The sequence below is a fragment of the Phyllobacterium phragmitis genome (genome assembly GCF_002980495.1).
Taxonomy (GTDB): Bacteria; Pseudomonadota; Alphaproteobacteria; order Rhizobiales; family Rhizobiaceae; genus Paramesorhizobium; species Paramesorhizobium phragmitis.
The window spans coordinates 56791-79889 of sequence record NZ_PVBR01000010.1 but is presented as its reverse complement, the minus strand read 5'-3'; the positions used below and the strand labels follow the sequence as shown (position 1 = coordinate 79889).

The 23099-nt window shown below is 60.8% G+C and carries 22 protein-coding genes; 11 read left to right on the top strand and 11 right to left on the bottom strand.

Annotation, left to right across the window (positions count from 1 at the left end; translation table 11 throughout):
* The first annotated feature begins 31 nt into the window (after positions 1-31).
* From C5748_RS14915 to C5748_RS14885, 7 genes are all read left to right on the top strand, one after another.
* Positions 32-730, top strand: a complete 699-nt coding sequence (locus tag C5748_RS14915; protein ID WP_105742732.1) for a tellurite resistance TerB family protein — start codon at positions 32-34, stop codon at positions 728-730.
* A gap of 257 nt (positions 731-987) precedes the next feature.
* Positions 988-1740: a molybdate ABC transporter substrate-binding protein gene (gene modA / locus C5748_RS14910; protein WP_105742731.1), complete on the top strand. Its 753-nt coding sequence runs from the start codon at positions 988-990 to the stop codon at positions 1738-1740.
* Between the two features lie 11 nt (positions 1741-1751).
* Positions 1752-2444, top strand: coding sequence for a molybdate ABC transporter permease subunit (modB, locus tag C5748_RS14905; protein ID WP_105742730.1), 693 nt, complete (start codon positions 1752-1754; stop codon positions 2442-2444).
* Positions 2441-3538 (top strand): molybdenum ABC transporter ATP-binding protein, encoded by a 1098-nt coding sequence (modC, locus tag C5748_RS14900; RefSeq protein WP_105742729.1) that lies wholly within the window; start codon positions 2441-2443, stop codon positions 3536-3538. Before modB ends, modC begins: the two co-directional genes overlap by 4 nt.
* Positions 3539-3623: 85 nt before the next feature.
* Complete coding sequence (locus C5748_RS14895; protein ID WP_105742728.1) at positions 3624-4307, top strand: GNAT family N-acetyltransferase; 684 nt, start codon at positions 3624-3626, stop codon at positions 4305-4307.
* A gap of 16 nt (positions 4308-4323) precedes the next feature.
* Positions 4324-5376 (top strand): cation diffusion facilitator family transporter, encoded by a 1053-nt coding sequence (locus C5748_RS14890; protein WP_105742727.1) that lies wholly within the window; start codon positions 4324-4326, stop codon positions 5374-5376.
* Entirely contained in the window at positions 5354-5560 is a 207-nt protein-coding gene (locus tag C5748_RS14885) for a hypothetical protein (RefSeq protein WP_105742726.1), read from the top strand. The genes C5748_RS14890 and C5748_RS14885 overlap by 23 nt, the downstream gene beginning before the upstream one ends.
* Positions 5561-5585: 25 nt before the next feature.
* Here C5748_RS14885 and C5748_RS14880 read toward each other — a convergent pair whose 3' ends face one another.
* The 3 genes from C5748_RS14880 to C5748_RS14870 all read right to left on the bottom strand — a co-directional run bounded on the left by C5748_RS14880 (position 5586) and on the right by C5748_RS14870 (position 8405).
* Positions 5586-6713 (bottom strand): nickel/cobalt transporter, encoded by a 1128-nt coding sequence (locus C5748_RS14880; protein ID WP_105742725.1) that lies wholly within the window; start codon positions 6711-6713, stop codon positions 5586-5588.
* A 21-nt stretch (positions 6714-6734) separates the two neighbouring features.
* Positions 6735-7424, bottom strand: a complete 690-nt coding sequence (locus C5748_RS14875) for a DUF1007 family protein (RefSeq protein ID WP_105742724.1) — start codon at positions 7422-7424, stop codon at positions 6735-6737.
* Positions 7425-7505: 81 nt separating this feature from the next.
* Positions 7506-8405, bottom strand: a complete 900-nt coding sequence (locus tag C5748_RS14870) for a LysR family transcriptional regulator (RefSeq protein WP_105742723.1) — start codon at positions 8403-8405, stop codon at positions 7506-7508.
* Between the two features lie 616 nt (positions 8406-9021).
* Here C5748_RS14870 and odc2 point away from each other — a divergent pair.
* Both odc2 and C5748_RS14860 read left to right on the top strand, forming a co-directional pair.
* Positions 9022-10155, top strand: coding sequence for an ornithine/lysine decarboxylase (gene odc2, locus C5748_RS14865; protein ID WP_105742804.1), 1134 nt, complete (start codon positions 9022-9024; stop codon positions 10153-10155).
* A gap of 172 nt (positions 10156-10327) precedes the next feature.
* Positions 10328-10912 (top strand): GNAT family N-acetyltransferase, encoded by a 585-nt coding sequence (locus C5748_RS14860; RefSeq protein WP_105742722.1) that lies wholly within the window; start codon positions 10328-10330, stop codon positions 10910-10912.
* A 45-nt stretch (positions 10913-10957) separates the two neighbouring features.
* On the opposite strand, the gene C5748_RS14855 is transcribed toward C5748_RS14860, so the two are convergent.
* The 5 genes from C5748_RS14855 to C5748_RS14830 all read right to left on the bottom strand — a co-directional run bounded on the left by C5748_RS14855 (position 10958) and on the right by C5748_RS14830 (position 17686).
* Positions 10958-12130 carry an iron-containing alcohol dehydrogenase gene (locus tag C5748_RS14855; RefSeq protein WP_105742721.1) on the bottom strand — a complete coding sequence of 391 codons (1173 nt, stop codon included), beginning with the start codon at positions 12128-12130 and terminating at the stop codon, positions 10958-10960.
* Between the two features lie 26 nt (positions 12131-12156).
* Positions 12157-13554 carry an aldehyde dehydrogenase family protein gene (locus C5748_RS14850; protein ID WP_105742720.1) on the bottom strand — a complete coding sequence of 466 codons (1398 nt, stop codon included), beginning with the start codon at positions 13552-13554 and terminating at the stop codon, positions 12157-12159.
* Positions 13555-13785: 231 nt separating this feature from the next.
* Positions 13786-15153 carry a glutamine synthetase family protein gene (locus C5748_RS14840; protein WP_105742719.1) on the bottom strand — a complete coding sequence of 456 codons (1368 nt, stop codon included), beginning with the start codon at positions 15151-15153 and terminating at the stop codon, positions 13786-13788.
* Between the two features lie 175 nt (positions 15154-15328).
* Complete coding sequence (locus C5748_RS14835; protein ID WP_105742718.1) at positions 15329-16855, bottom strand: amino acid permease; 1527 nt, start codon at positions 16853-16855, stop codon at positions 15329-15331.
* A 66-nt stretch (positions 16856-16921) separates the two neighbouring features.
* Positions 16922-17686, bottom strand: a complete 765-nt coding sequence (locus tag C5748_RS14830; RefSeq protein ID WP_105742717.1) for an N-formylglutamate amidohydrolase — start codon at positions 17684-17686, stop codon at positions 16922-16924.
* A gap of 149 nt (positions 17687-17835) precedes the next feature.
* Here C5748_RS14830 and C5748_RS14825 point away from each other — a divergent pair, with 149 nt between their 5' ends.
* Entirely contained in the window at positions 17836-18687 is an 852-nt protein-coding gene (locus C5748_RS14825) for a MurR/RpiR family transcriptional regulator (protein WP_425350255.1), read from the top strand.
* A gap of 149 nt (positions 18688-18836) precedes the next feature.
* Complete coding sequence (gene gndA, locus C5748_RS14820; protein WP_105742716.1) at positions 18837-20255, top strand: NADP-dependent phosphogluconate dehydrogenase; 1419 nt, start codon at positions 18837-18839, stop codon at positions 20253-20255.
* A gap of 58 nt (positions 20256-20313) precedes the next feature.
* On the opposite strand, the gene C5748_RS14815 is transcribed toward gndA, so the two are convergent.
* Genes C5748_RS14815 through C5748_RS14805 form a run of 3 tightly spaced genes read right to left on the bottom strand, consistent with a single transcriptional unit; the run spans position 20314 to position 23068 of the window.
* The gene (locus C5748_RS14815; protein ID WP_105742715.1) at positions 20314-21375 is read right to left on the bottom strand and encodes an ABC transporter ATP-binding protein; all 1062 of its coding nucleotides are present in this window, start codon (positions 21373-21375) and stop codon (positions 20314-20316) included.
* A gap of 11 nt (positions 21376-21386) precedes the next feature.
* The gene (locus tag C5748_RS14810; protein WP_105742714.1) at positions 21387-22175 is read right to left on the bottom strand and encodes an ABC transporter permease; all 789 of its coding nucleotides are present in this window, start codon (positions 22173-22175) and stop codon (positions 21387-21389) included.
* Positions 22172-23068, bottom strand: coding sequence for an ABC transporter permease (locus C5748_RS14805; RefSeq protein WP_105742713.1), 897 nt, complete (start codon positions 23066-23068; stop codon positions 22172-22174). Before C5748_RS14805 ends, C5748_RS14810 begins: the two co-directional genes overlap by 4 nt.
* Between the last annotated feature and the right edge of the window lie 31 nt (positions 23069-23099).

Here is a 23099-nt window from a genome sequence, read left to right as displayed (position 1 = left end):
AGTCGGTCAAACCGTGAGAAGAGGAACACTGATGCTCGATCCAAAGAAACTGCTCGATGATCTTCTGGGCTCGAAGGTGCCCGGTTCGCAATCCACCGTCAGTGACGGTGTGGGCAGGGTGACGCAACTCGCGAAGGACAATCCGCTGGCGACGGGCGCGCTTGCCGCGGTTCTGCTGGGAACGGGCGCTGGACGCTCGATCACGGGCTCAGCGGTCAAGATCGGCGGCCTCGCGGCCATTGCCGGGCTCGCCTACAAGGCATACCAGAACTACCAGACGGGAAAGGCGCCCGAGCAGCCGGTGACCAAGGAGCCGGAGCTTCTGCCGCCGCCAGCCGGAGATAGGTTCAATCCCGCTACCGCACCGCAAGGCGAGCAGAAATTCGCGCTGGTTCTGGTGCGCGCGATGATCGCTGCGGCGAGAGCGGACGGTCACATCGACGAGGCCGAGAAGGCGAAGATCGCCGAGCGGATGGGGCAGGTGGGTTTGAGCGCCGAGGCACAGCAATTCATCGCCAAGGAGCTTGCTGCTCCCGTCGATATCGATGCCTTGGTCGATGAAGCGAAAACCGAGGCGCAGAAGGTCGAGCTCTATACGGCTTCGCGTCTCACCATCGAGCCGGAGACACGTGCCGAACGTGGCTATCTCGATCTTTTGGCCGGACGGCTGAAGCTGCCGGATGCGCTGGTGGATCATATCGAGGCGACTGTCTCGAACGCGAAAGTCTGAGTTTCGCCGCCGGTTCCGGTTTGGCTCTGGTCAAAACCGGAACCGGCGGCTAAATTGGCCAAGCCTTTCCACTCCTCCATGTGAGCGATGAGTGGTGTGGCGATGAAGGGCGGCTCGAGGATGGCCGCCTTTGCGTCAAGGGTTTGACGGCAACCGGGCCGCGTTTGCCACCATCATTCCCACCGTCACGTCAAACGAAAAGCCGCCGGGAGAATTTCCGGCTGGATGTTGCATGTTCGTGTGGGCAGGATGGTCTGATGGAAAAGCTCTTTTTATCCCTTTTGTTTGCCTTCAGTCTCGGTGTGGGCGCCAGCGCAAACGCCGCCGAGAAGGTGACGGTATTCGCCGCCGCCAGCATGAAGGACGTGGTCGAAGAGGCGGCTGCGCAGTTCAAGATCACGCATGGGGCGGATGTGACCTTTTCATTCGCGGCGTCCTCGGTACTCGCCAAGCAGATCGAGGCCGGCGCGCCCGCCTCGATCTTCATTTCCGCCGATGAGGATTGGATGGATTATCTTCAGGAGCGTCAGCTGATTTCGGTTCCGTCGCGCAGGGTCATTGCCGGCAATGCGCTTGTCATTGTAACGCAGGCAGGCGGGGAGCGAAGCGAAGCGATCGATATTCTGGGGGCAGGGCGTTTTGCGATGGGCGACCCCTCCAACGTGCCGGCGGGAAAATACGGCAAGGCGGCGCTGGAAAAGCTCGGCATCTGGACGGAGGTCGAGAAGAACGCGGTTTTTGCCGAAAATGTCCGCGTGGCGCTGCAATATGTCAATCGCGGCGAAGTGAATGCGGCCATCGTCTATGCTTCCGATCTAGCCGCAGCGTCTGGCCTGGCCGAGGCATATCGCTTTCCCGCGTCGAGCCATTCGCCGATCCTTTATCCGGCGGCATTGGTCGGTGAGGGGTCGGCGGAGGCCAGGGCCTTCCTCGATTACCTCGCCAGTGATGCAGGGCAGGCGATCATCCGGGCGAAAGGCTTCGTGCCCGCCGCGGAGGTCGGCAATTGACGGGAAGCGGCATGTTTGGGCTGACAGAGGCGGATTGGGGCATCATTTTGTTGTCGCTGCGGATCGCGTTCGTCGCCATCCTTTTTGCGCTGCCGCTCGCCTTTGCAGTCGCCTGGGTGCTGGCGCGTTATTCCTTTCCCGGCAAGAGCCTGCTGCAGGCGATGGTGACGATGCCGCTGGTCCTGCCGCCGGTGGTGACGGGTTATCTGCTTCTTTTATGGTTCGGGACGCGCGGTGCGCTCGGCGCACCGTTCAGCGAATGGTTCGGGATAGGGTTCGCCTTCCGCTGGACCGGCGCGGCACTCGCCGCCGGCGTCATGGCCTTTCCGCTGTTGGTGCGGCCGATGCGTCTTTCGATCGAGAATATCGACCGTGGCCTCGAGGAAGCGGCACGGACGCTCGGCGCAGGGCGTATCGTCGCCTTCTTCACCGTGACGCTGCCCATGCTTTTGCCCGGCGTCATCGCCGGTGCGATGTTGGGTTTTGCCAAGGCGCTGGGCGAATTCGGCGCGACGATCACCTTCGTCTCCAACATTCCAGGCGAAACGCAGACGCTTTCGCTCGCCATCTATTCCTTTCTGCAGACGCCCGCCGGTGACAGCGCGGCGATCAAGCTTATCCTGGTTTCCGTCTTTCTGTCGGTCGTGGCTGTCATCCTCTCAGAATGGCTGCAACGCCGGCTCGATTCGGGGCGATCCGGATGAGCGAGCTCGTGGTTTCCATTTCGGGCAGAAGCGGCAGCTTTTCCGTCAGCGCCGATTTCACGGCATTGCGTGGCGTCACGGCGCTGTTCGGACATTCGGGCGCGGGCAAGACAACGCTTCTGAAGATGATTTCCGGGACGCTTTCGCCGCAGAAAGGGCGCATCGCCATCGGTGAACATGTGCTCTTCGACAGTGAAAGCCGTATCGATCTTGCACCGGAAAAGCGGCATATCGGCTATGTCTTTCAGGATGCCCGGCTGTTCCCGCATCTGTCGGTCAGACACAATCTGACCTATGCATTATGGGCGGGGCGACGTCGGGCGGGAAGGCCTTTCGCGGAGGTGGTCGATCTCCTGGGGTTGGCCGCGCTGCTTGAGCGAAGGCCTGTCACGCTATCGGGCGGCGAGCGCCAGCGCGTCGCCATCGGGCGGGCGCTTCTTTCCAACCCGGCATTGCTTTTGCTCGACGAGCCGCTTTCTTCGCTCGATCATGCGAGGCGCCAGGAAATCCTGCCTTATCTGGAGCGTCTGCGCGACGAGAGCGGCCTGCCGATCGTCTATGTCAGTCACGAAATCGATGAGGTGGCGCGGCTTGCCGATACGCTTGTCGTGCTGGCGGAGGGGAGGGTCGTGGCGAGCGGCCCAGTGGCGGAGGTCTTCGCCAGGATCGATGGCATCGGCAGCGCAGGCGAGGATGTGGGTGCGCTCATCGAGGGCCATGTGACCGGGCATGATGTCGAATATAGGGTGACTTATATCGATCTAGGCGGCGAAACCTTCCAGATCGTCGATGAGATGCTGCGTCCGGGCATGCAGGTGCGCTTGCGCGTCCGCGCCCGCGACGTATCGCTTGCCCGCCATGCGCCCGAGGCAATCAGCATTCGCAATGTGTTGCCGGTCAGGATCGTCGCGATCAGTGGCGAGAGTGCCGCCTTCGCGGAAGTCGAGCTTGCATTCGCTTCGCAGCTGCTGCGGGCGAGGCTGACGCGGAAATCGGTGGCCGATCTCGGATTGAAGCCGGGTGAGGAGGCATTCGCCCTCGTCAAGGCGGTTTCGGTCGATCGCAGTTCGATGCGGTTCGGAAAGGACGGGTAGAAATATTATCCCCGTCGTATTCCGACCTGTTCCAGTTGCATCTGATTTGTGCTCCTGTGGCGCCCAAAGACCACTGGAGGAAAGAATGGCGGATCTGAAACATTGGACGGTGCGACCCTTGCCCGAACGCAAGGTTCTCGAAGGGACTTACGTTCGGCTCGAACCGCTCGATGCGGCGAAACATGGCGACGGGCTCTTCGAAGCCTCGTCCGTGCCTGATGTGGCTCAACGTTTCACTTGGCTCTTCGAGGATGCGCCTGCCGACCGGGCAGCGTTTCAGCCATGGCTCGAAAAAGCTGAAGCCAGCGCCGATCCGCTGTTCTTCGCGGTCATCGACAAGGCGACGGGCAAGGTCGCCGGGCGTCAGGCGCTGATGCGCATCGATCCGGAGCATGGCGCCATCGAGATCGGCAATATCTATTGGGGGCTGCTCATTGCGCGCAGGCCAGCGGCGACGGAAGCGCAGTTCCTGTTTGCCCGCATGGTCTTCGACGAGCTCGGCTATCGCCGTTACGAATGGAAGTGCAACAATGAAAACGAACCGTCGAAGCGGGCGGCGCGGCGCTTCGGTTTCCAGTTCGAAGGCGTTTTCCGCCAGCATCTGGTGGTGAAGGGCAAAAATCGCGATACGGCGTGGTTCTCCATCACCGACGGCGAATGGCCTGCGCTCAGACAGGCCTATGAGAAATGGCTGTCACCGGATAATTTCGATGCCGATGGCAACCAGAAGAAGCGGCTGGAAGATCTGCGTGCAGAACTCTCCAGCTGAGTGAAAGCAAGAACCGATGGCACAGAACCATACCCATCACGATCACCACGGACATGATCACCGCCACGATCATGATCATGATTACAGCGGCCTTGACAAGCGGCGAGTTCTCATCGCTGCCGTCCTGACGGCGGGCTTCATGGTGGTGGAAGCGATGGGCGGCCTTTGGACCGGTTCGCTGGCGCTGCTGGCGGATGCGGGACATATGCTGACCGATTCCGTGTCGCTCGGGCTTGCCTGGTATGCCTTTCATCTGGCGGAGCGCCCGGCGACGAACCGGCATACCTATGGTTTCGACCGGGTCAAGACGCTGGTCGCCTATACGAACGGCCTTGCCATATTCGTCGTGGGCGCATGGATCGTCTATGAGGCCTGGGAGCGGTTCGAGCAGCCATCGGTGGTGCTTGGCGGGCCGATGCTCGCCGTCGGCATAGCCGGGTTGTTGGTCAATATGGTCGCCTTTTTCATTTTGCATGGCGGCGACCGGGAAAACCTCAATATGCGCGGCGCTATCCTGCATGTGATGGGCGACCTGCTCGGTTCCATCGCCGCGATCGCCGCTGCCCTCGTCATCCTCGCCACCGGCTGGTATCCGATCGATCCGATCCTTTCGGGGCTGGTGGCGGTGCTGCTGTTCGTGAGCGCATGGCGGCTCACGCGCGATGCGGGGCAGGTATTGCTCGAGGGCGCACCCGACGTGCTCGACCGCGACGATATCGCACGCGATCTGGAAAAGACCGTGCCGGGGATCGAGAACGTCCATCACATGCATGTCTGGTCGCTCGACGGCAAAAGCAATCTTGCCACGCTGCATGCGCGGCTGGCGGATGGCGGCGATGCGGAGGCGGTTACCCGGCTGGTCAAGCAAAGGCTTGCCTCCACGCACGGAATCACCCATGCCACAGTCGAAACCGAATCCGGCCCGTGTGCTGACGGACATGGGAATCATGGTAGCGACATGGCCGGGGAGCCCGCGGCTCGTGGTCATTCGCAGGCAAAGAAGTCGGCGCAGGCAAAGAAGTCGGCGCACAAAAAGGGGCACGGTATTGCAAGATCCAAAAACGCGTAATGCAGTGATCGCCGCCGGGGCCATCCTTCTGGGTTTCGGCGTTATCTGGCTGTTGATGCCGCGCATCATGCTGGCGCTCGGTGCGGAATCGCCGTTGTTGGCTGGCTTGTTCGCCACGCTGTTCGTGTTGGCGTTCTTCGGCGTCTTCTGGCTGCGTGCGCGTCAACAGAAGCGCAAGGATTGACGTTCGTTCGGAATCAGATCGACGATCAGATCGTCAGGGCCGCCGTGAAAAGCAGCACGCCGACGAGAACGATGAAGAGTGCGGCTCCGATTTCGATGATTGCCTGAAGCTTGACCGACATGACGCCGCTGCCCGCGAATTTCAGCGCGAGATTTTTCGCCATCACCGCCATTGTGGCAAGAGCCGCGACGGTGATGAAGGTTCCGAGCGCCATGGCGAAGACCGAGAGAATGCCGCCCAGAACGAGACCGTTCAACAGAGCGAAGGTGAGCACGATGAGCGCGCCCGAGCATGGGCGAAGGCCGACCGCCATGATGGCGGACCAGGCCGTCTTCCAATTGAAATCTCCCGATAGCTGCGCGGGATCGGGGGCATGGTTGTTTCCGCAGGCAGCGCAGGTTTCACCCGTCCCCTGATAGGCATGATCGGGCATCGCTCCTGCCGGCAGCGCACGATTGTAATTGAGGCGCTTGCCGCGGCCATTGGTCAGCCCGCGCGATTTCTCGGAAACAGCGCCTTCCCATACGCCCGGAGACGAGAAGGCGAGCGCTTCCACCGCAAAACCTCCGGAGGGCTCGGCTGCGTTCGCCTCCTGTGATCGCGCGGCGAAGAGGAGCGGCACCTTGCGCCGGAGCAGCCATAGGCCGAAGACAATGACGAGGGCGTAGCTCGCGAGTTCCATGTAACGCGCCGTATCCTTCATCGAGACGCTGGTGCCGCGCAGCACGAGCCAGGCCAAGCCGACGACCAGGATGGCCGAGAATGCCTGCAGGATGGAGGAAACGAAGGACAGGAAAACGCCACGCTTCAACGCCGTCTCGTTGGCGATCATATAGGAAGAGATGACCGCCTTGCCGTGGCCGGGTCCGATAGCATGAAAGATGCCGTAGACGAACGACAATCCGATCAGGATGGCAGCCTGCCACGGGTCCTCGCGCATCGCCTTCAGAGCGCCCGTCATGGCCAGATAGAAATTGCGCTGCTCCGTCATGATCCACTGGATGACATGGGCAAAGGGGCCGACCGGCTGCATGGCCACCTCATTTGCTCCGATGCCGAGCGAGGATTGAGCCCAGGCATGTCCGGTAAATATCAGACCGGCCGTCACACTTGCCAAAAAGATCGGGCTTGCCAGGAAGTCCGGCTTTTTCATGCGTTGTTCCTGTCGTTTCGGTCAGCTCTGGCCGCAGGTGATTTCGAGGCGGGTTGCGAAAATTTTCGACATGTCATTGCCGGTCGGATCGTTGAAGAAGGCATCGGTCAGGGTCGTCTGATTGGCGGCGATCGCCTCGTCGGGATTGGGCCGCACGACCTTGGACGCGCAGCCGTTAGGCACACCAGATATATGCATGTCGGAATCGTCGGGATAATCGATCGCGGTGTAGAAGGTTGGGTCATAGACGCCGAAGCTTACCTTGTGGTCGACTTTCAGGGGCTTCTCCGGTTTGGATTCGAACATGATCAGAAGCTGATTGTCAGGAAAATCGGCGATCAGATGCGCCGGCTTTATCATCGGCACTTCCTTTCCGTCGGAAAGAACGGTCTGAAAATATTTATACTCGGCGATGGAATCGTTGATCGTCTGGCTCAGCGTATCCAACTCGCTCTGATCGAGCTTCAGATCGCCATTCTTGTCGAATTCCATCAGGACAGTGCTGGAGAAAATGTCGTCGAAGCGCCAGACATGGGCGAGCCTCTCGACGGTTCCGTCCGGCGCGACGGTGACTTCGAGGCGCGCGTCGGCGAAGACATGCGGGTGGGCGCGCGCCGGCGAGGGCAATGAAGCCACCGCCAGGGCGGCAAGCGCCAGCGCAACCGTTTGCCTGAATTGGCGCTTCGTCAAACGATCCTCAGTTCGAGGCATGATTCAATCCTTGTGATTCCTGGCAATTCAATCGGTGAACTTGGCGAAAGTGGGACCGGCGGCATCCGAAGAGGCGGATCATTATGAATTGTTCCGCTCCTTGAACCATTTTGCGAGATAATCCACCAGGACGCGCACCTTGGCGGGGAGATATCGGCGATGGGGATAAACGGCATAGATGCCGCCATCCTTGATGGTGAACTCGTCCAGACCCGCGATCAGCCTGCCGCTTTCGAGCTCCGGCTCGGCTATGAAGCGCGGAAGAATGCAGAAGCCCAACCCCTTGACCGCCGCCGCCATGGTCGTCAGCGGACTGTTGACCTCGATCGGGCCGCTGACGGGAACGGTGAGCAGCGATCCGTCGGTATTGCGGAAATGCCAGTTGTTGCGGGACTGGGCATTGGTGTCGATGATGCAGGGGCGGTCGTGCAGCCCCTCCGGCCTGTCGGGCATCCCCACTTTTGCGATGAGCTCGGGAGATGCGCATAGCACGAGGTGGAATGGCGTCAGGCGCTTGGCGATGAGCGAAGAATCCTGGAGCCGGGTGATGCGAACCGCCAGATCGAAGCCTTCCTCAACCAGATCGACGAAGCGATCGTCGAGGCGGATATCGAGGACGATGTCGGGGTGCTCCGCGCAAAAATCGATCAGGGACAGACCGATCGGCGCGTCGGCGAAAGTGCGGGGCGCGGAAAGCTTGATGCGTCCGCGGGCGTCGCCGCTCGTTTCGCTGACCGAATCCTGCAGGCTGTCGATATCGCGGATGATCTCCGAGGCACGCTGATAATATGTATGTCCTGTTTCGGTCATGGAGAATTGCCGTGTCGTGCGGTTGAGCAGCAATACGCCCAGTTCGTCTTCCAGTTCGCGCACATATTTGGAGAGAAGCGCCTTGGACCTGCCGATCTTGCGTGCGGCCGCGGAAAACCCCTCGGCTTCCACGACCTCTATGAAGGCGCGCATCCGGGTAAGCGTATCCATGAACAGCGGTCCTCCAGTCCAGTTCGAAACCTATGCATTTCCGGCCTTGCCGCCAGTTTGCCGTTGTTCACCTCTTGTAGATGATTTGGCCCCGTTGTTCAGTATATAAAAAACTTTGCCGTAATGCAGATTTGTCATTGATTGGACACAAATTTCACCTTATATCGCGCTTGCCCAAAGTCGCACGTGCCTGTGGGTGTCCGCCGACCCTCGAATGGTGAGGGTAAACGGTAAGGTACCTGGAACTAACCCCTCCAGTCGGTCTGTCGGCCAACCGCCAGATCCGAGGACATCTTGAAGCAACGACGGTGCGGGCCTTTCTGGTGTCTTTCGGTTGTCCAAAAACCGAAATTACTGAAGAGGCACACCTTCATTGCCGGCAGTGCGGATGCGGTTCTCCCAATTCCAAGCCAAGGCAGACAAAGCGGAATAACGCGCGCTTTAGCGTTGTTCCATCGCCGCATGAAACCTTCGCATGTTTCCAGCACCTCCAAAGGCTGGCTACGCGGTGGATGGCTTTATGCACTTTGTCCCTTTGCGGCAGCAAACCGGCGGGCAGCCGGCAAGCCGCAGCCTTTGCGAAAGCGGCCTCCGGCCGCTGGAACAGGAGATTATTATGGCAACGCAGCGCATCATAGATTTCCTCAACACCCGACGTCTGAACGGTCCCTGCCTCGTGGTCGACCTCGATGTCGTGCGCGAAAATTATATCGGCTTCGAGAAGGCTCTGCCGGACTCGCGCATCTTCTACGCGGTGAAGGCCAACCCTGCGCCGGAAATCCTGCGCCTCCTGGCTTCGCTCGGCTCGTCCTTCGACACCGCTTCGGTCACCGAGATCGAAATGGCGCTCGATGCCGGCGCACCCGCGGAGCGCATCTCCTACGGCAATACCATCAAGAAGGAACGCGACATCGCGCGCGCCTTCGAGCTCGGCATCCGTCTCTTCGCCGTCGATAGCGTCGAGGAAGTCGAGAAGGTCGCCCGTGCAGCGCCCGGCGCTCGCGTCTTCTGCCGCGTTTTGACCGATGGCGAGGGTGCGGAATGGCCGCTGTCGCGCAAGTTCGGCTGCGTGCCTGCCATGGCCGTCGATGTGCTGCGCCGCGCCAAGTCGCTTGGTCTCAACGCCCATGGCGTGTCGTTCCATGTCGGTTCGCAGCAGACAGATCTTTCCGCATGGGATCGCGCGCTGGGTGATGCCAGGGGCGTCTTCGCGGCGCTTGCCGAGGAAGGCATCACGCTCAAGATGGTCAATATGGGCGGCGGTTTCCCGACGCGCTATCTGCGCGACGTGCCGACTGCGCAGGCCTATGGACGCGCTATCTTCGATGCGCTGCGCAAGCATTTCGGCAATCGCATCCCCGAGACGATCGTCGAGCCGGGCCGCGGCATGGTCGGCAATGCCGGCGTGATCAAAACCGAGGTGGTCTTGGTTTCAAAGAAGGCGGATAACGACAATGTCCGTTGGGTCTATCTCGACATCGGCAAGTTCGGCGGTCTGGCCGAAACGATGGACGAGGCGATCCGCTACCAGATCGTCACGCCGCGCGACGGCGATCGCACCGAGCCGTGCATCCTCGCCGGACCGACCTGCGATTCCGCCGATGTGATGTATGAAAAGACGCCCTATCCGCTGCCGGTATCGCTTACCATCGGCGACGAGCTTTTGATCGAGGGTACAGGCGCCTACACCACCACCTACGCCTCGGTCGCATTCAACGGCTTCGAGCCGCTCCGATCCTACGTCATCTAAGCGAAAAGCCCCTCATCCGCCTGCCGGCACCTTCTCCCCGCACGCGGGGAGAAGGGCGAAGCGGCAACGCCGATGCCCCCCTCGCCCCGCTTGCGGGGAGAGGGTAAGGGTGAGGGGCAACTTGCACGCAACTCCATCAAAACCAAACTGCTCCAGACCGATGGTCACGACAATGAACGCGACAGTTTCCCAGATCGACAATCAGCCCTTCGTCATCCACGCCGAGGCGGCGCTTGATGTGGCTGCCCGCGAGGCGCTGCTAGACCGCGCGATGGGCGAGGGCCGCCACCGCAAATCCTCCGAAAAGCTGCGGCGCGGGCGGATTCCCGCTGCCGGGCTGGCCTTTGCCGCGCGTGGGCCAGACGGCACTTTGCTTGGAACCGTCCGACTTTGGGATATCCGTGCGGGGCGTGATGGATCGGGCGCTCATGTGCCGGCGCTGCTGCTCGGCCCGCTGGCAGTTGACCCGTCGGCCGAAGGGCTGGGCATCGGATCGGCGCTGATGCGCCAGGCGATTAGCGAGGCGGCACGGCTTGGGGCTGGCGCGATCCTGCTGGTCGGCGACCTTGAATATTACGCGCGGTTCGGCTTTTCCGGCGATAAGGTTGCAGCTCTGGCGATGCCCGGTCCGGTCGAGCGGCGTCGTTTTCTGGCACTGGAGTTGAAGCCCGGCCATCTCGACGGCGCGCGGGGGATTCTCACGCCATCCGGTCGCCGTATGGCCAGTGGACAAGAGGCGCTTCGCCTCTCCGCCTGATAATCATACGAGAGCGCGAAATTCCCTTTCCGCGCCCTCAGTATTTCAGAGCTTCCCCTCGATGGAAGCGTTCAGCAGTTCCAGGACGTTCTTCTTCGTCAGTTGCACCGGATTGCCCCCGGCGGTTGGGTCGACCACCGCCATGTCGGCGATCAGCGCCTTCCGCTTGTCGTCCATCTCCAGGCCCTTGATCAGCCCCGGCAGCTTGTGCGGCACCTTCAGCTGCTTGCGTAGTTTCAGGACGGCCTTGGCAAAGCCGTTGAAGCCGCCCTTGATGCCGAGATAGCGCGACAGGCGGATAATGCGTTCCTCGACGACGTCGCGGTTGAAGGCCAGCACATAGGGCATGAACACCGCATTGGTCATGCCGTGATGCGTGTCGTAGAGAGCGCCGATGGGATGCGACAGCGAATGGATCGCGCCGAGCCCCTTCTGGAAAGCGGTGGCGCCCATGGCGGCGGCGCTCATCATATTGGCGCGCGCCGTCAGATCCTTGCCGTCCGCATAGGCCTTGGGCAGGTTTTCGAAGACGAGGCGCATGCCTTCGACGGCGATACCGTCGGCCATCGGATGGTAGCCCGGCGCGCAATAGGCTTCCAGGCAATGGGCGAATGCATCCATGCCGGTTCCAGCCGTGACGAAAGGCGGCATTCCCATGGAGAGTTCGGGGTCGGCGATGACGGTTACCGGCAGCATCTTCGGATGGAAGATGACCTTCTTCGTATGGGTCGCCTCGTTGGTGATGACCGCCGCACGGCCGACTTCCGATCCGGTGCCCGCGGTGGTCGGCACGGCGATAACAGGCGCGATGGCGCTGGCGTCGGCGCGCGTCCACCAGTCATCGACATCCTCGAAATCCCAGACCGGGCGGCTTTGACCGGCCATGAAGGCGACGAGCTTGCCCAGGTCCAATGCCGAACCGCCGCCAAAGGCGATCACGCCGTCGTGTCCGCCGTCCCGGAAGATATTCACGCCGGCGTTGAGATTGGATTCCACCGGATTGGGCTTAACCTCGGAAAAGACACCGTAGGATACGCTGGAATCGTCGAGAATCTTCAGTGTGCTCGCGACGACCGGCAGCCTTGCGAGGCCGGGGTCGGTGACGAACAGAGGATTGGCGATGCCCGCACTGGCGAGGACATCGGGCAGTTCCCCGATGCGCCCCTCGCCGAAAAGCACTGTTGTGGGGTAGTTCCATTTGGAGAAGAATTTGGTCATGCACTTGTCTTTCAGGCGGTTGGCTTTCAGATCGTCTCGCGCAAATGATAGGATTTGGGGCGGGTGAGGTTGGCGAAGCCGATGGCGGAGAGGGCGGCGCCCTTGCCGGTGTCCTTGACGCCGGTCCAGACCAATGCGGGGTCGAGATAGTCGCAGCGGTTCATGAACACCGTGCCGGTCTCGATCCGGTCGCCGAGCAGCGCCGCGTGGTCGGTGTCGGCGGTCCATAGCGAGGCGGTGAGGCCGTAGGGGCTGTCGTTCATCAGCGCCAGCGCTTCCTCGTCACCCCGCACTTTCATGATGCCGACGATGGGGCCGAAGCTTTCCTCGCGCATGACGCTCATCTGGTGATCGACATTGGTCAGCACGTCCGGCGCGAGATAGGGCGAGCCCGGCCTGTCCTCGGCCAATCTCATGTCGATATGCGCCTTGGCGCCCAAGTGCTGCGCTTCCGCCTTCTGCTCGCGGATCAGATCGGCGAAGCGGGTTTGTGCCATCGGTCCCATGGTGGTGGCCTGATCGAGCGGATTGCCGATGACATATTGCCGGGTAAGGTCGATGAAACCATCGACGAATTTGTCGTAGACATCCTCATGCACATAGATGCGCTCGATGCCGCAACAGCACTGGCCGGTGTTGAAGAACGCGCCATCGACCAGATTGGCGACCGCGTGGTCGAGATCGGCGTCGGGCAGGACGTAAGCCGGATCCTTGCCGCCAAGCTCCAGCCCCAGCGTCATGAAAGTGCCTGCTGCGGCCTTTTCAATCGCCTTGCCGCCGCCGACCGAGCCGGTGAAATTCACATGATCGATGCGGCCAGAGGCGAGCAGTCTTTCCGTCTGCCCGTGGTTGAGCACGATATTCTGGAAGACACCCTTGGGCAGGCCAGCCTTGTCGAAGGCCTGCTGGAAACGCTCGCCCGCCAGAAGCGTCTGGGCGGCATGTTTCAAGAGCACGGTATTGCCGGCAATCAGCGCCGGCATGATGGTGTTGATGGCAGTGAGATAGGGGTAGTTCCATGGCGCGATGACCATGACGATGCCCAGCGGCACATGCTTGACATAGCGGCGGAAGCCGGGCCTGTCATTGGATATGAGGGGGGCGATGACGGGCTTCAACGCGTCTTCGGCGATCTGCACCATGTAGCGCGTGCGTTCCTCGAGGCCGCCCTTCTCGCCGCCATAGCGCACCGGGCGGCCCATCTGCCAGCTAAGTTCCGGCACGATCTCGTCATTCATGGCTATGAGCGCTTCGAGGGCGGCGAGGCAATAACGTCCGCGCTCAAGCATCGGCGTTTCAGCCCATGGACCTTGAGCTTTCCGCGCAGCTTCCACCGCCGCGTCGAGCGACTTGTCGCTGGCGACTGGGCGTTCCGCATAGATGGAGCCATCGATGGGTGAGACGATCTTCACCGTTTCGGTCATTTTGTTTTTTCCCTTTCATTTTACCGCTGGCGGGACAGAACACCCCCCTCTGGCTTGCCAGCCATCTCCCCCACAAGGGGGGAGATTACGCCTTCATAAGCGTTGGCACCAATCGCAGATGTTGAAGATTGGGTAGCATGGTCGTGTCAGCCAATCTCCCCCCTTGTGGGGGAGATGCCTGGCAAGGCAGAGAGGGGGGTGCCTCGCGATTCCATTAAATCAGACACTCCTCTAATACCGCTCAAATCCGCGATGCAGTTCCCAATCCGTGACGCGGCGGTCGTATTCGAGCTGTTCCCAGCGGGCTGTGTGAACATAATGCTCGATCACCTCTTCGCCCAATGCGGATTTCAGTATCTCCGATTTGGCGAATATATCGGTTGCCTCGCGCAGCGTCTTGGGAATTTCAGGAAGCTGCTCGCCATAGGCGTCACCCTCGAAGGGCTTGGCCAGTTCGAGATTCTCATCGATACCGGCCAATCCTGCCGCGATCAGGCCGGCGAAGGCGAGGTAGGGGTTCAAATCAGCGCCGCCGATGCGGCATTCGATGCGGATGGCCTTCGAGTTTTCGCCGCAAAGGCGGAAGCCCGCCGTGCGGTTGTCGCGGCTCCAGACCATCTTGGTGGGCGCAAAGGTGCCTACCTGAAAACGCTTGTAGGAGTTGATATAGGGCGCCAGCAGCAGGGTGAAATCATCAGCATATTTCAACTGCCCCGCCACCCATGAGCGCATGAGCGCCGACATGCCGTGTTCGGCCTTTGGATCGTGGAAAAGCGATGTCTTGCCATCGGCGCTCCACAATGAATTGTGGATGTGGCTGGAGCTTCCGGCGAGTGAATAATCATATTTCGCCATGAAGGTGATGGCCTTGCCCATCTGGGTGGCGATCTCCTTGCAGCCGTTTTTCATCACCACATGACGGTCGGCCATCTCCAGCGCTTCCGAGTAGCGGACGTTGATTTCCTCCTGGCCCGGACCCCATTCGCCCTTGGAGTTCTCGACCGGGATGCCGGCATCGAAAAGCCCGTTGCGGATGGCGCGCATCACCGCGTCTTCCTTGGTGGTCATCTGGATCACGTAATCCTGGATATAGGGCGAGGCGGTCGCCATTCCCTGCCAGTGCTTGGACCGCGCGCTCTCATAGGTCTCGTCGAAGAGGTAGAATTCAAGCTCGGAGGCGAAATAGGCGAGGTAGCCGCGTTCTTTCAGCCGCACCAATTGCCGCTTGAGGATGCCGCGCGGCGAATGCGGCAGGTCTTCGTGGTGGTGGTGGTCGAGCACATCGCAGAGAACCAGCGCGGTCTTTTCGAGCCATGGAATGCGGCGGATGGTCGAGAGATCCGGCTTGATGACGAAATCGCCATAGCCCTTCTTCCAGCTTGCCGCCGTGTAGCCGGGCACCGGCTCCATATCGATATCGTTGGCAAGCAGGTAATCGCAGCCATGGGTTTCGTCATGGGCCGATTCAAGAAAAAAGCTGCCGTGGAATCGCTTGCCGATCAGCCGGCCCTGCATATCGACGAAGCAGGCGAGAACGGTGTCGATGGCGCCATCCGCGACTTGTTTTTTAAGTTCTTTGAAGGTGAGATTTCCAGGCATTGCTGTCTCCGGCGGATGGGATGGATTTTAGGTGCTGCGCTTTCCCTCCCCCTTGCGGGGAGGGTGGCCCGTAGGGCCGGGTGGGGGTGGTGCAGTATTGAACACAATCGTCACCACCCCCATCCGCCCGCTAACGCGGGCACCTTCCCCGCAAGGGGGAAGGAGGGCGCTACGCTTAGGACGCGACTTGACCCGTAGCCTCCGGTACGGCCTTGGCGGCTGCCCCGTGCTCCAGCGCGAACTCCTCTTCCGGCGACAGGATCAGCTTGTGACGACCGATGAGGGCGAAATAGGCGATGAATACGGCGAACCAGAGGGCGACGCCGAGAATGCCCTGGCGGTAGACCGGGTCAGCGAGCTGGAAATAGAGCGTGACGAAGGCGATGACGATGGTGAGCACCGCGCCGGGTATGCCGAACGGATTGCGGAAGGGCCGTTGCATGTTCGGCTGGTTCCGGCGCAGCAGGATGAAGGACACCGCCTGCATGATGTAGCTGAGCATCGCGCCGAACACCGCCATGTTGAGCAGCGTGAAGCCGATGGCCGCGCCGCCTCTTTCCGAGCCGAGCAGGAACCAGAGGGTGAGGATCACCGCCAGCCCCAGAAGCGCGCCGCCGATCATGGCGACATGCGGGGTCTTGCGTGTGCCGTGCGTGACCGACAGGAAGGTCGGGAAATAGCCGGCGCGGCTCAGCGAGAAGATTTGCCGCCCTTGCGCAAAGATGATGGTGTGGAACGAGGCGATGAGGCCCAGCACTGCGACCAGCGCCAGCCCCTTGGCGATGCCTTCGCCATAGATCGCCTTGAAGCCATCGAGCAGCGGCTCACCGGATGAGCCGAGCGCAAACGAGCCGATGCCGATCACCGACGGGTTGAGCGTCAGGATGGCGAAGGCCGAGACGATCAGCGTCAGTATGCCCAGAATGATGCCCTTCGGCATGTCGCGCTTCGGGTCGATCGATTCTTCGGCGGCCAGCGGCAACTGCTCGATGGCGAGAAACAGCCAGACGGCGAAGGGCAGGGCGGCGAGCGCGCCGCCGATGCCGTTTGGGAGGAACGGTCCGTTGCCTTCGGGCAGTTCGACGCCGCCGGGGCCGATATTGAGCGCCCAGCGTGAGAAATCCATGTGACTGAGCGCCGAGAACCAGAACACGACGAGGCAGAGCAGCGCCAGAAGGGTCACAACAAGCGTCACGCGGAAGGACAGCGCGACGCCCCAGATGTTGAGCCCGAGGAAGACGATATAGGCGGCGATCCACCAGACCGGCTGGAATTCCGCCGAGGTGCCGAAAATGCCCGTAAGGTATGAGCCGATGAAGAAGACGATGACGGCAGGCGTCAGGACATATTCGACATTTTCCGCCAGCCCTGTGACGAAGCCGCCCCATGGGCCCATGGATGTGCGGGCAAACGAATAGGCCGCACCCGTGTGCGGCAAAGCGGGCGACATTTCCGCGATGGCGAAGGTCAGCCCCAGATACATGATGGCGATGATGATTGTGGCGATGAACATGCCGCCCCAGCCGCCTTGCAGCAGACCGCCGTTCCAGCCGGAGAAATGGCCCGATATCACCGCGCCTACGCCGAGCGCCCACAGGTGCCATACATTGGCGTGGCGTATGAGCTGCCGGCTCTCGAAATAATTCTTGTCGCGCGTCTGATAAGCGACGCTGCCGACGACTTTCTTGTCTGCACTTGCCATTTTGGTTTCCCCTGTCAATTTGCTTGGTTGACTTCAGTGCATTCGCGTCCGCCTGATACGGCGGCATCAAATTTCTCCTTGTGTCTCTCCCAGGATGCGGGCGAGCCTCTCGCCCCATTGTTTTTCTTCTTCCTCAGTCGTCACGAGATCGTTGCGGATCTCGATCATGACCGCCTGCAGGCCGTTGGTCCGTGCGTGGCGCTCCAGCGTATAGTAAACCCGATCAGCCGGCGAATAGGGTTGGTTTATCCCGACGCAAAGGCCTGCTTCCGCCTGCAGTCCGGCAATGACGGGTTTGGCGAGCCTGATATCGTCGTCATGGATGATGCCGATATGCCAGGGGCGTTCCCTGCCGCGATAGACGCGCGTGAACGTATGGATGGCGATGAGAACCGGCGCGATGCCGGCTGCGACGCGCGACGCTATCAGAGCTTCGACCGCTGCATGATAGGGCGCGTGCGACAGGGCCACTCTCTCGGCGATCTCATTGGCGCTCAAACTCTGGTTGCCCGGAATGGCGGTCAGTTCGCTCGAGCCCGGGACGAGATCAGGCGCATCGAGGGGCCGATTGCAATCGATGATGAGGCGGGAGATGCAGGATTCGACCAGCGGAGCGTCGAGGTGGCGGCTCATTTCGCGGGCCACGCCTATGGCGCCAGGGTCCCACGCGATGTGGCGTTGAAGTTCCTCGTGCGTCAGTCCGAGCGTGTCAAAGCCGGCGGGGATATGGTTCGACGCATGGTCGCAGAGCAGCAGCATCGGGCTTTTGCCGTGCCTGTTCGTAATCCTGACCGGATTCTCAACGTCAGCAGCCGTGATCGCGTCAACCATTTCGTGTTCCCGAGGAGTGTACTGTTTGTTACAGCATCTATTTTAATTTCCATTCTCGTATGATTTGATACATATCCGGCAAATTTGTCAAATATGAATTTTTCCGACCGTTTCGATGCATATGCTGTAAGACGAAAAGAAAACCGCGGGTGGAACAGGCGAAGGAAATGAAAGCAAGCATATCCGAACTGATTGGTGAGAAGATCGCTTCGATGTCCGCCAGCGAGCGCAAGGCGGCGCAGACGCTGGTCGCTCACTATCCGCTGATCGGCCTGAAAACGGTCGCGGATTTTTCGGTACAGGCGGGCGTGAGTTCTCCGACCATCCTGCGCTTCGTGGCAAGGCTCGGCTTTTCCAATTATCCCGAATTCCAGGCAGCCCTGCAGGAGGAACTGGCAGCACAGATACAATCGCCGCTGACGCGCAATCTGGCATCGCCGTCCACCCGGCCGCGGAGCGCCTTTGCGCAGGTCGACGCCACGCTCGACAATATCCGCGAAACCTTCAGCCATCTGCCCGAGGCACAGATCGTGCAAATCGTTGCCCTGCTCAGCCGGCCACGCAACCGCATCCATCTCATCGGCGGACGGTTTACCGATCCGATCGCCCGTTACATGGCGGCACATTTGCAGATCATCCGCCCCGATGTGGTTCATCTCGACGGGCAGGAGAGCAATTGGCGCGATCGGCTGATCGACATGGGCAAGCGTGACGTGCTGGTGATCTTCGACATACGCCGTTACCAGGAAAGCCTGATCCGCTTTGCCGAAAAGGCGCAAGCGCGCGGTGTCGAGATCGTGCTCCTGACCGACCAGTGGCTTTCGCCCATCGCCCGCTTTGCCCGGCATGTGCTTGCCGGGCGCACCGCCGTCCCGTCGGCGTGGGATTCAACGGCGGCTCTTTTCGTCGTTGCCGAAACGCTCATCGCAGAGATCACGCGTCACGCCGAGGAGACGGCCAGCAAGCGGATCCGGGAAATGGAGGAATTGCGTGGGGAGTAGGCGCGGGCCTCTTCAATTTGCCGCTGCAGCTTCCCAGATATCTTTGTCTGCCACAATAAAATCGATAGACTGAGACAATAATCTAAATCTGATTCCGGCACGGGCGTGCCGCCAATCTCTCCTGTTACATATCCCCGAAAGGAAGCGTCATGGAAAAAGCGGATATCGGACTGATCGGTCTTGGTGTCATGGGAGCGAATCTCGCGCTCAACATCGCCGAAAAAGGCTACCGCGTCGCTGTCTATAATCGCACGACCGAGAAGACCCACGAGTTCCATGAGAATGCCGGGGAGTTCAAGGAGCGGATCATTCCGTGCGATACGCTGGAGCAGCTCGTCGGCAGCATCCGCGCGCCGCGGCCGATCATTCTCATGATCAAGGCCGGCGATCCGGTCGATCAGGAGACCAAAGCGCTAAAGCCGCTCTTGATGCGTGACGACATCATCATCGATGCCGGCAATGCCAATTTCCATGACACGGTCCGTCGCCTGAACAGCCTCGGCGCTGATGATCCGACCTTTGTCGGCATGGGCGTTTCCGGTGGAGAGGAGGGCGCTCGTCACGGCCCGTCGATCATGGTCGGCGGCACCAAGGAAGCCTATGACCGCATCTCTCCGGTTCTCACGGCAATTTCCGCTAAATATGAGGGCGAACCCTGCAGCGCGCTTCTCGGACCCGACGGCGCCGGCCATTTCGTCAAGACCATCCATAACGGTATCGAATATGCCGATATGCAGATGATCGCGGAGGTCTATGGCATCCTGCGCGACGGGCTCGGTCTGTCGGCCCCCGCCATCGGCAGCGTCTTTTCCAAATGGAACGACGGTCCGCTCAACTCCTACCTGATCGAGATTACCGCCAAGGTGCTGCTCGCCGTCGATCCCGATACGGGCAAGGCGGCGGTCGATGTCATTCTGGATTCGGCCGGGCAGAAGGGAACGGGGCGCTGGTCGGCCATCGAGGCGCAGATGCTGGGCATTCCCGCCACCGGCATCGAAGCCGCCGTCGCCGCGCGCTCGCTTTCAGCGCTCAAGTCGGAGCGCCAAGTTGCGGAGAAGGCTTACCCCTCAGGTGCCGCCGCTCTCTCGCCTGAGGATCGCGCCCGTTTCATCGATGATCTCGAGCAGGGCCTGCTTGCCGGCAAGATCGCTGCCTATGCGCAGGGTTTCGCGGTGATGGCGGGTGCTTCGAAGGAATATGAGTGGGACCTGCCGCTGGCGACCATCGCCCGCATCTGGCGTGCCGGCTGCATCATCCGCTCGCAGTTCCTCGACGTTATCGCCGAGGCATTCGACAAGGGGTCGCCGGAAAATCTGCTGCTTGCGCCGGCCTTTATCGAGCGCATGACCAAGGGTTCGGCGGCGCTGCGCAACGTCGTTTCCACCGCCGCGCTCTCGGGGCTGCCGGTGCCGGCTCTCAGCTCCGCGCTCAGCTATTTCGACGGCTATCGCCAAGCGCGCGGCACGGCCAATCTCATTCAGGCGCAGCGCGATTTCTTTGGCGCACATGGCTTCAAGCGGCTTGACCGGGAGGGCGATTTCCATGGTCCCTGGTCGGATATGGGCTGAGTCGGTGATGCAATGATCAAGCCGTCCCTAGCAGGGGCGGCTCGCGCTTCTCCTGGACTTATTCGCCCAGAACCAGGAGATCCTTGGCGGCGAAGCCGATCTTGACCTTCTCGCCGCGCCCCGGCGGCGGGGAGCTCGGATCGTTGAACATGTCCAGCGAGATGTTGTTCTTGCCGAGCGAGACGCGCGTGCGGATGACCGAACCCAGGAAATGCACGTCGTTGATCGTGCCTTCGACCGCCGTATCGTGGCCATTCTGCCGGCCTATGGTTACGGCTTCAGGGCGCAGCGCCAAGGCCAGCATCTCGCCCTTCTTATAGCCGGAGAGCGGCTGCGCCAGCGTTATCCTGTTGCCGTCGAGATCGACGACGCCTGCTTCGGCATCGTCCACTTTGCCTTCAAGCACGTTGAGCGTGCCGACGAAGGAGGCGACGAAACGCGAGGCCGGGCGGTTATAGATATCGAAGGGGCTACCGATCTGTTCGGCGCGGCCTTCCGACACGACAACGATACGGTCGGAGATCGACAGCGCCTCTTCCTGATCATGCGTCACGAAGATGGTGGTGATGCCGAGCTTCTGCTGGATGGCGCGTATCTCCTGGCGCAAGGAGACGCGGATCTTGGCGTCGAGCGCGGAGAGCGGCTCGTCGAGGAGAAGCACCTGCGGCTTGGTCGCCAACGCGCGGGCCAGCGCCACGCGCTGCTGCTGGCCGCCCGACAACTGGTAGGGATAGCGGTCGCCCAGATGCCCGAGCCGGATGAGGTCGAGCATTTCCGCCACCGTCGCATCGATTTCGGTTTTCGGCTTTTTGGAGACACGAAGGCCGAAGGCGACGTTCTGCGCCACGGTCATGTTGGGGAAAAGCGCATAGGCCTGGAATACCATGCCGATATTGCGCTGGTTAGGTTTCAGGTTGACGACATCCTGGCCGTCGATGCTGATGATGCCCGAGGTCGGAATCTCAAATCCCGCCACCATGCGCAAAACGGTGGTCTTGCCGCAGCCGCTAGGCCCGAGGAAGGAAACGAATTCGCCCTTTTTGATCGTCAGGTTGAAGTCCTGAACGACCTTGTTGGTTCCGAAGCTTTTTTGCAGGTGCGATATTTCGAGGAAAGCCATGGGAACCGTTCTCAAGCGCTGGGTGATTTGAATTTATTGAGACGCGAGACGAGCTGGAGCAGTGCGATGCTCATCCATGTCACCGCAAAGGAAATGACCGCGAGGGCGGACGGCTCATAGGCGCGATTGGCGCCGACGAGCTGGAGGTAAGGACCGAAGGCCGGGCGGTTGAGGAGCGAGGCGAGCGTGAATTCGCCGATGACGATGGCGAAGGTGATGAAGGCTCCGCTCAGAACGCCGGAAAGCACATTGGGGAAGATGACCTTGAACAGGATCGTCGGCCAACCGGCGCCGAGGCTCTCGGCGGCTTCCGTCAATGTGCGCACATCGATGGCGCGCATGGCGGTATCGACGGCGCGGTACATATAGGGTAGCGACAGGGTCACATAGCCGAACATCAGGAGCAGGTCGGTCATCCGCCGCGACCCGGTGAAAGGTAGAATGGACGACGAATTATAGATCCTGAGATAGCCGAAGACGATGACGATGGCTGGTATCACCAGCGGCATCAGCGTGATGAATTCGACGATGGGGCGAAGCTGCGGCAGGCGTAGCCGGATCCAGTATGCAGTCGGCACGACGAGCAGGACGCCGAAGACGATGGTCATCAGGGCCATCAGCGTGGAATAGCCGAAGGTTGCCTGAAAGTTCGGATCGGCAAAGACGACGCGATAGGCGTCGAAGGAATATTCGCCGCGCCGCATGCGCAGCGAGAACTCGAACGTGCCGATCAGCGGCACGAGGAAATAGATCGCGCCGATGGCAAATGCGATCCATGCTCCGATGCGCTGGGACTTCATTTCTGCCACCTTTCCGCGCGCATTCGCAGCCAGATATAAAGCACATTGGAAGCCCCTGTTATGAAGATCATGCCAAGCGCCAGAGCATAGCCGAGATTCTCGTTGTGCAGGACGTCGCCGCGGATCTGCGCATAAAGCAGGATAGGCACGATGTTGAGGGAGCTGCCGGTCAGCGCATAGGCCGTGGCGATGGCGCCGAAGGCGTTGGCGAAGAGAAGCAGGCTGGTACCGAGCAGGCTCGGCCAAAGAATTGGAAAGGCCACCATACGCCAATATTGCATGTGCGTGGCGCCCAGAATGGAGGCGGCTTCACGCCATTCCTTCTTGAGGCCGTCGAGCGCGGGCGTGAGGATCAGCACCATCAGCGGTATCTGAAAGAACATATAGGTGAGCGTCAGACCCAGGAAGCTGAGAAGATTGAAGCCGGTCGAATAGAGATTGAAGCCAAGATATTTGTTGAGCAACACGGTGACGAGACCGGTACGGCCGAGCGTCGCGAGAAAGGCAAAGGCGAGGGGAACGCCGGCGAAGTTCGAGGCCACGCCTGAAAATGTCAGAACCATTGGCCGCATCCACTGGGGAAGGCCGCCGAGCACGATCGCCCAGGCCAGGAAAAAGCCGATGAGAGCACCGCCGAGCGCCGAGGCAAGGCTGATCCGGATCGAAATCCAGTAGGCGCTCATAATCGAAGGCTGGAAGAGATCGATGATATTCTGGAATGTGAAATTGCCCGCCTGGTCCTTGAACGCACCGACGATCAGAAACAGCGTCGGCCAGACCAGGAACATGATGGCGAAAAGGAAAAACGGTACGACGCCCAGCCATTCGAGCGGCAGGCGCCGCGCAAGCGATGGCGTAAGGGTGGTCGGGGAAGCGTCCGGGATGCTGCTCATGGGGCAATATGACCTTCCGCCAGGTGGCGTG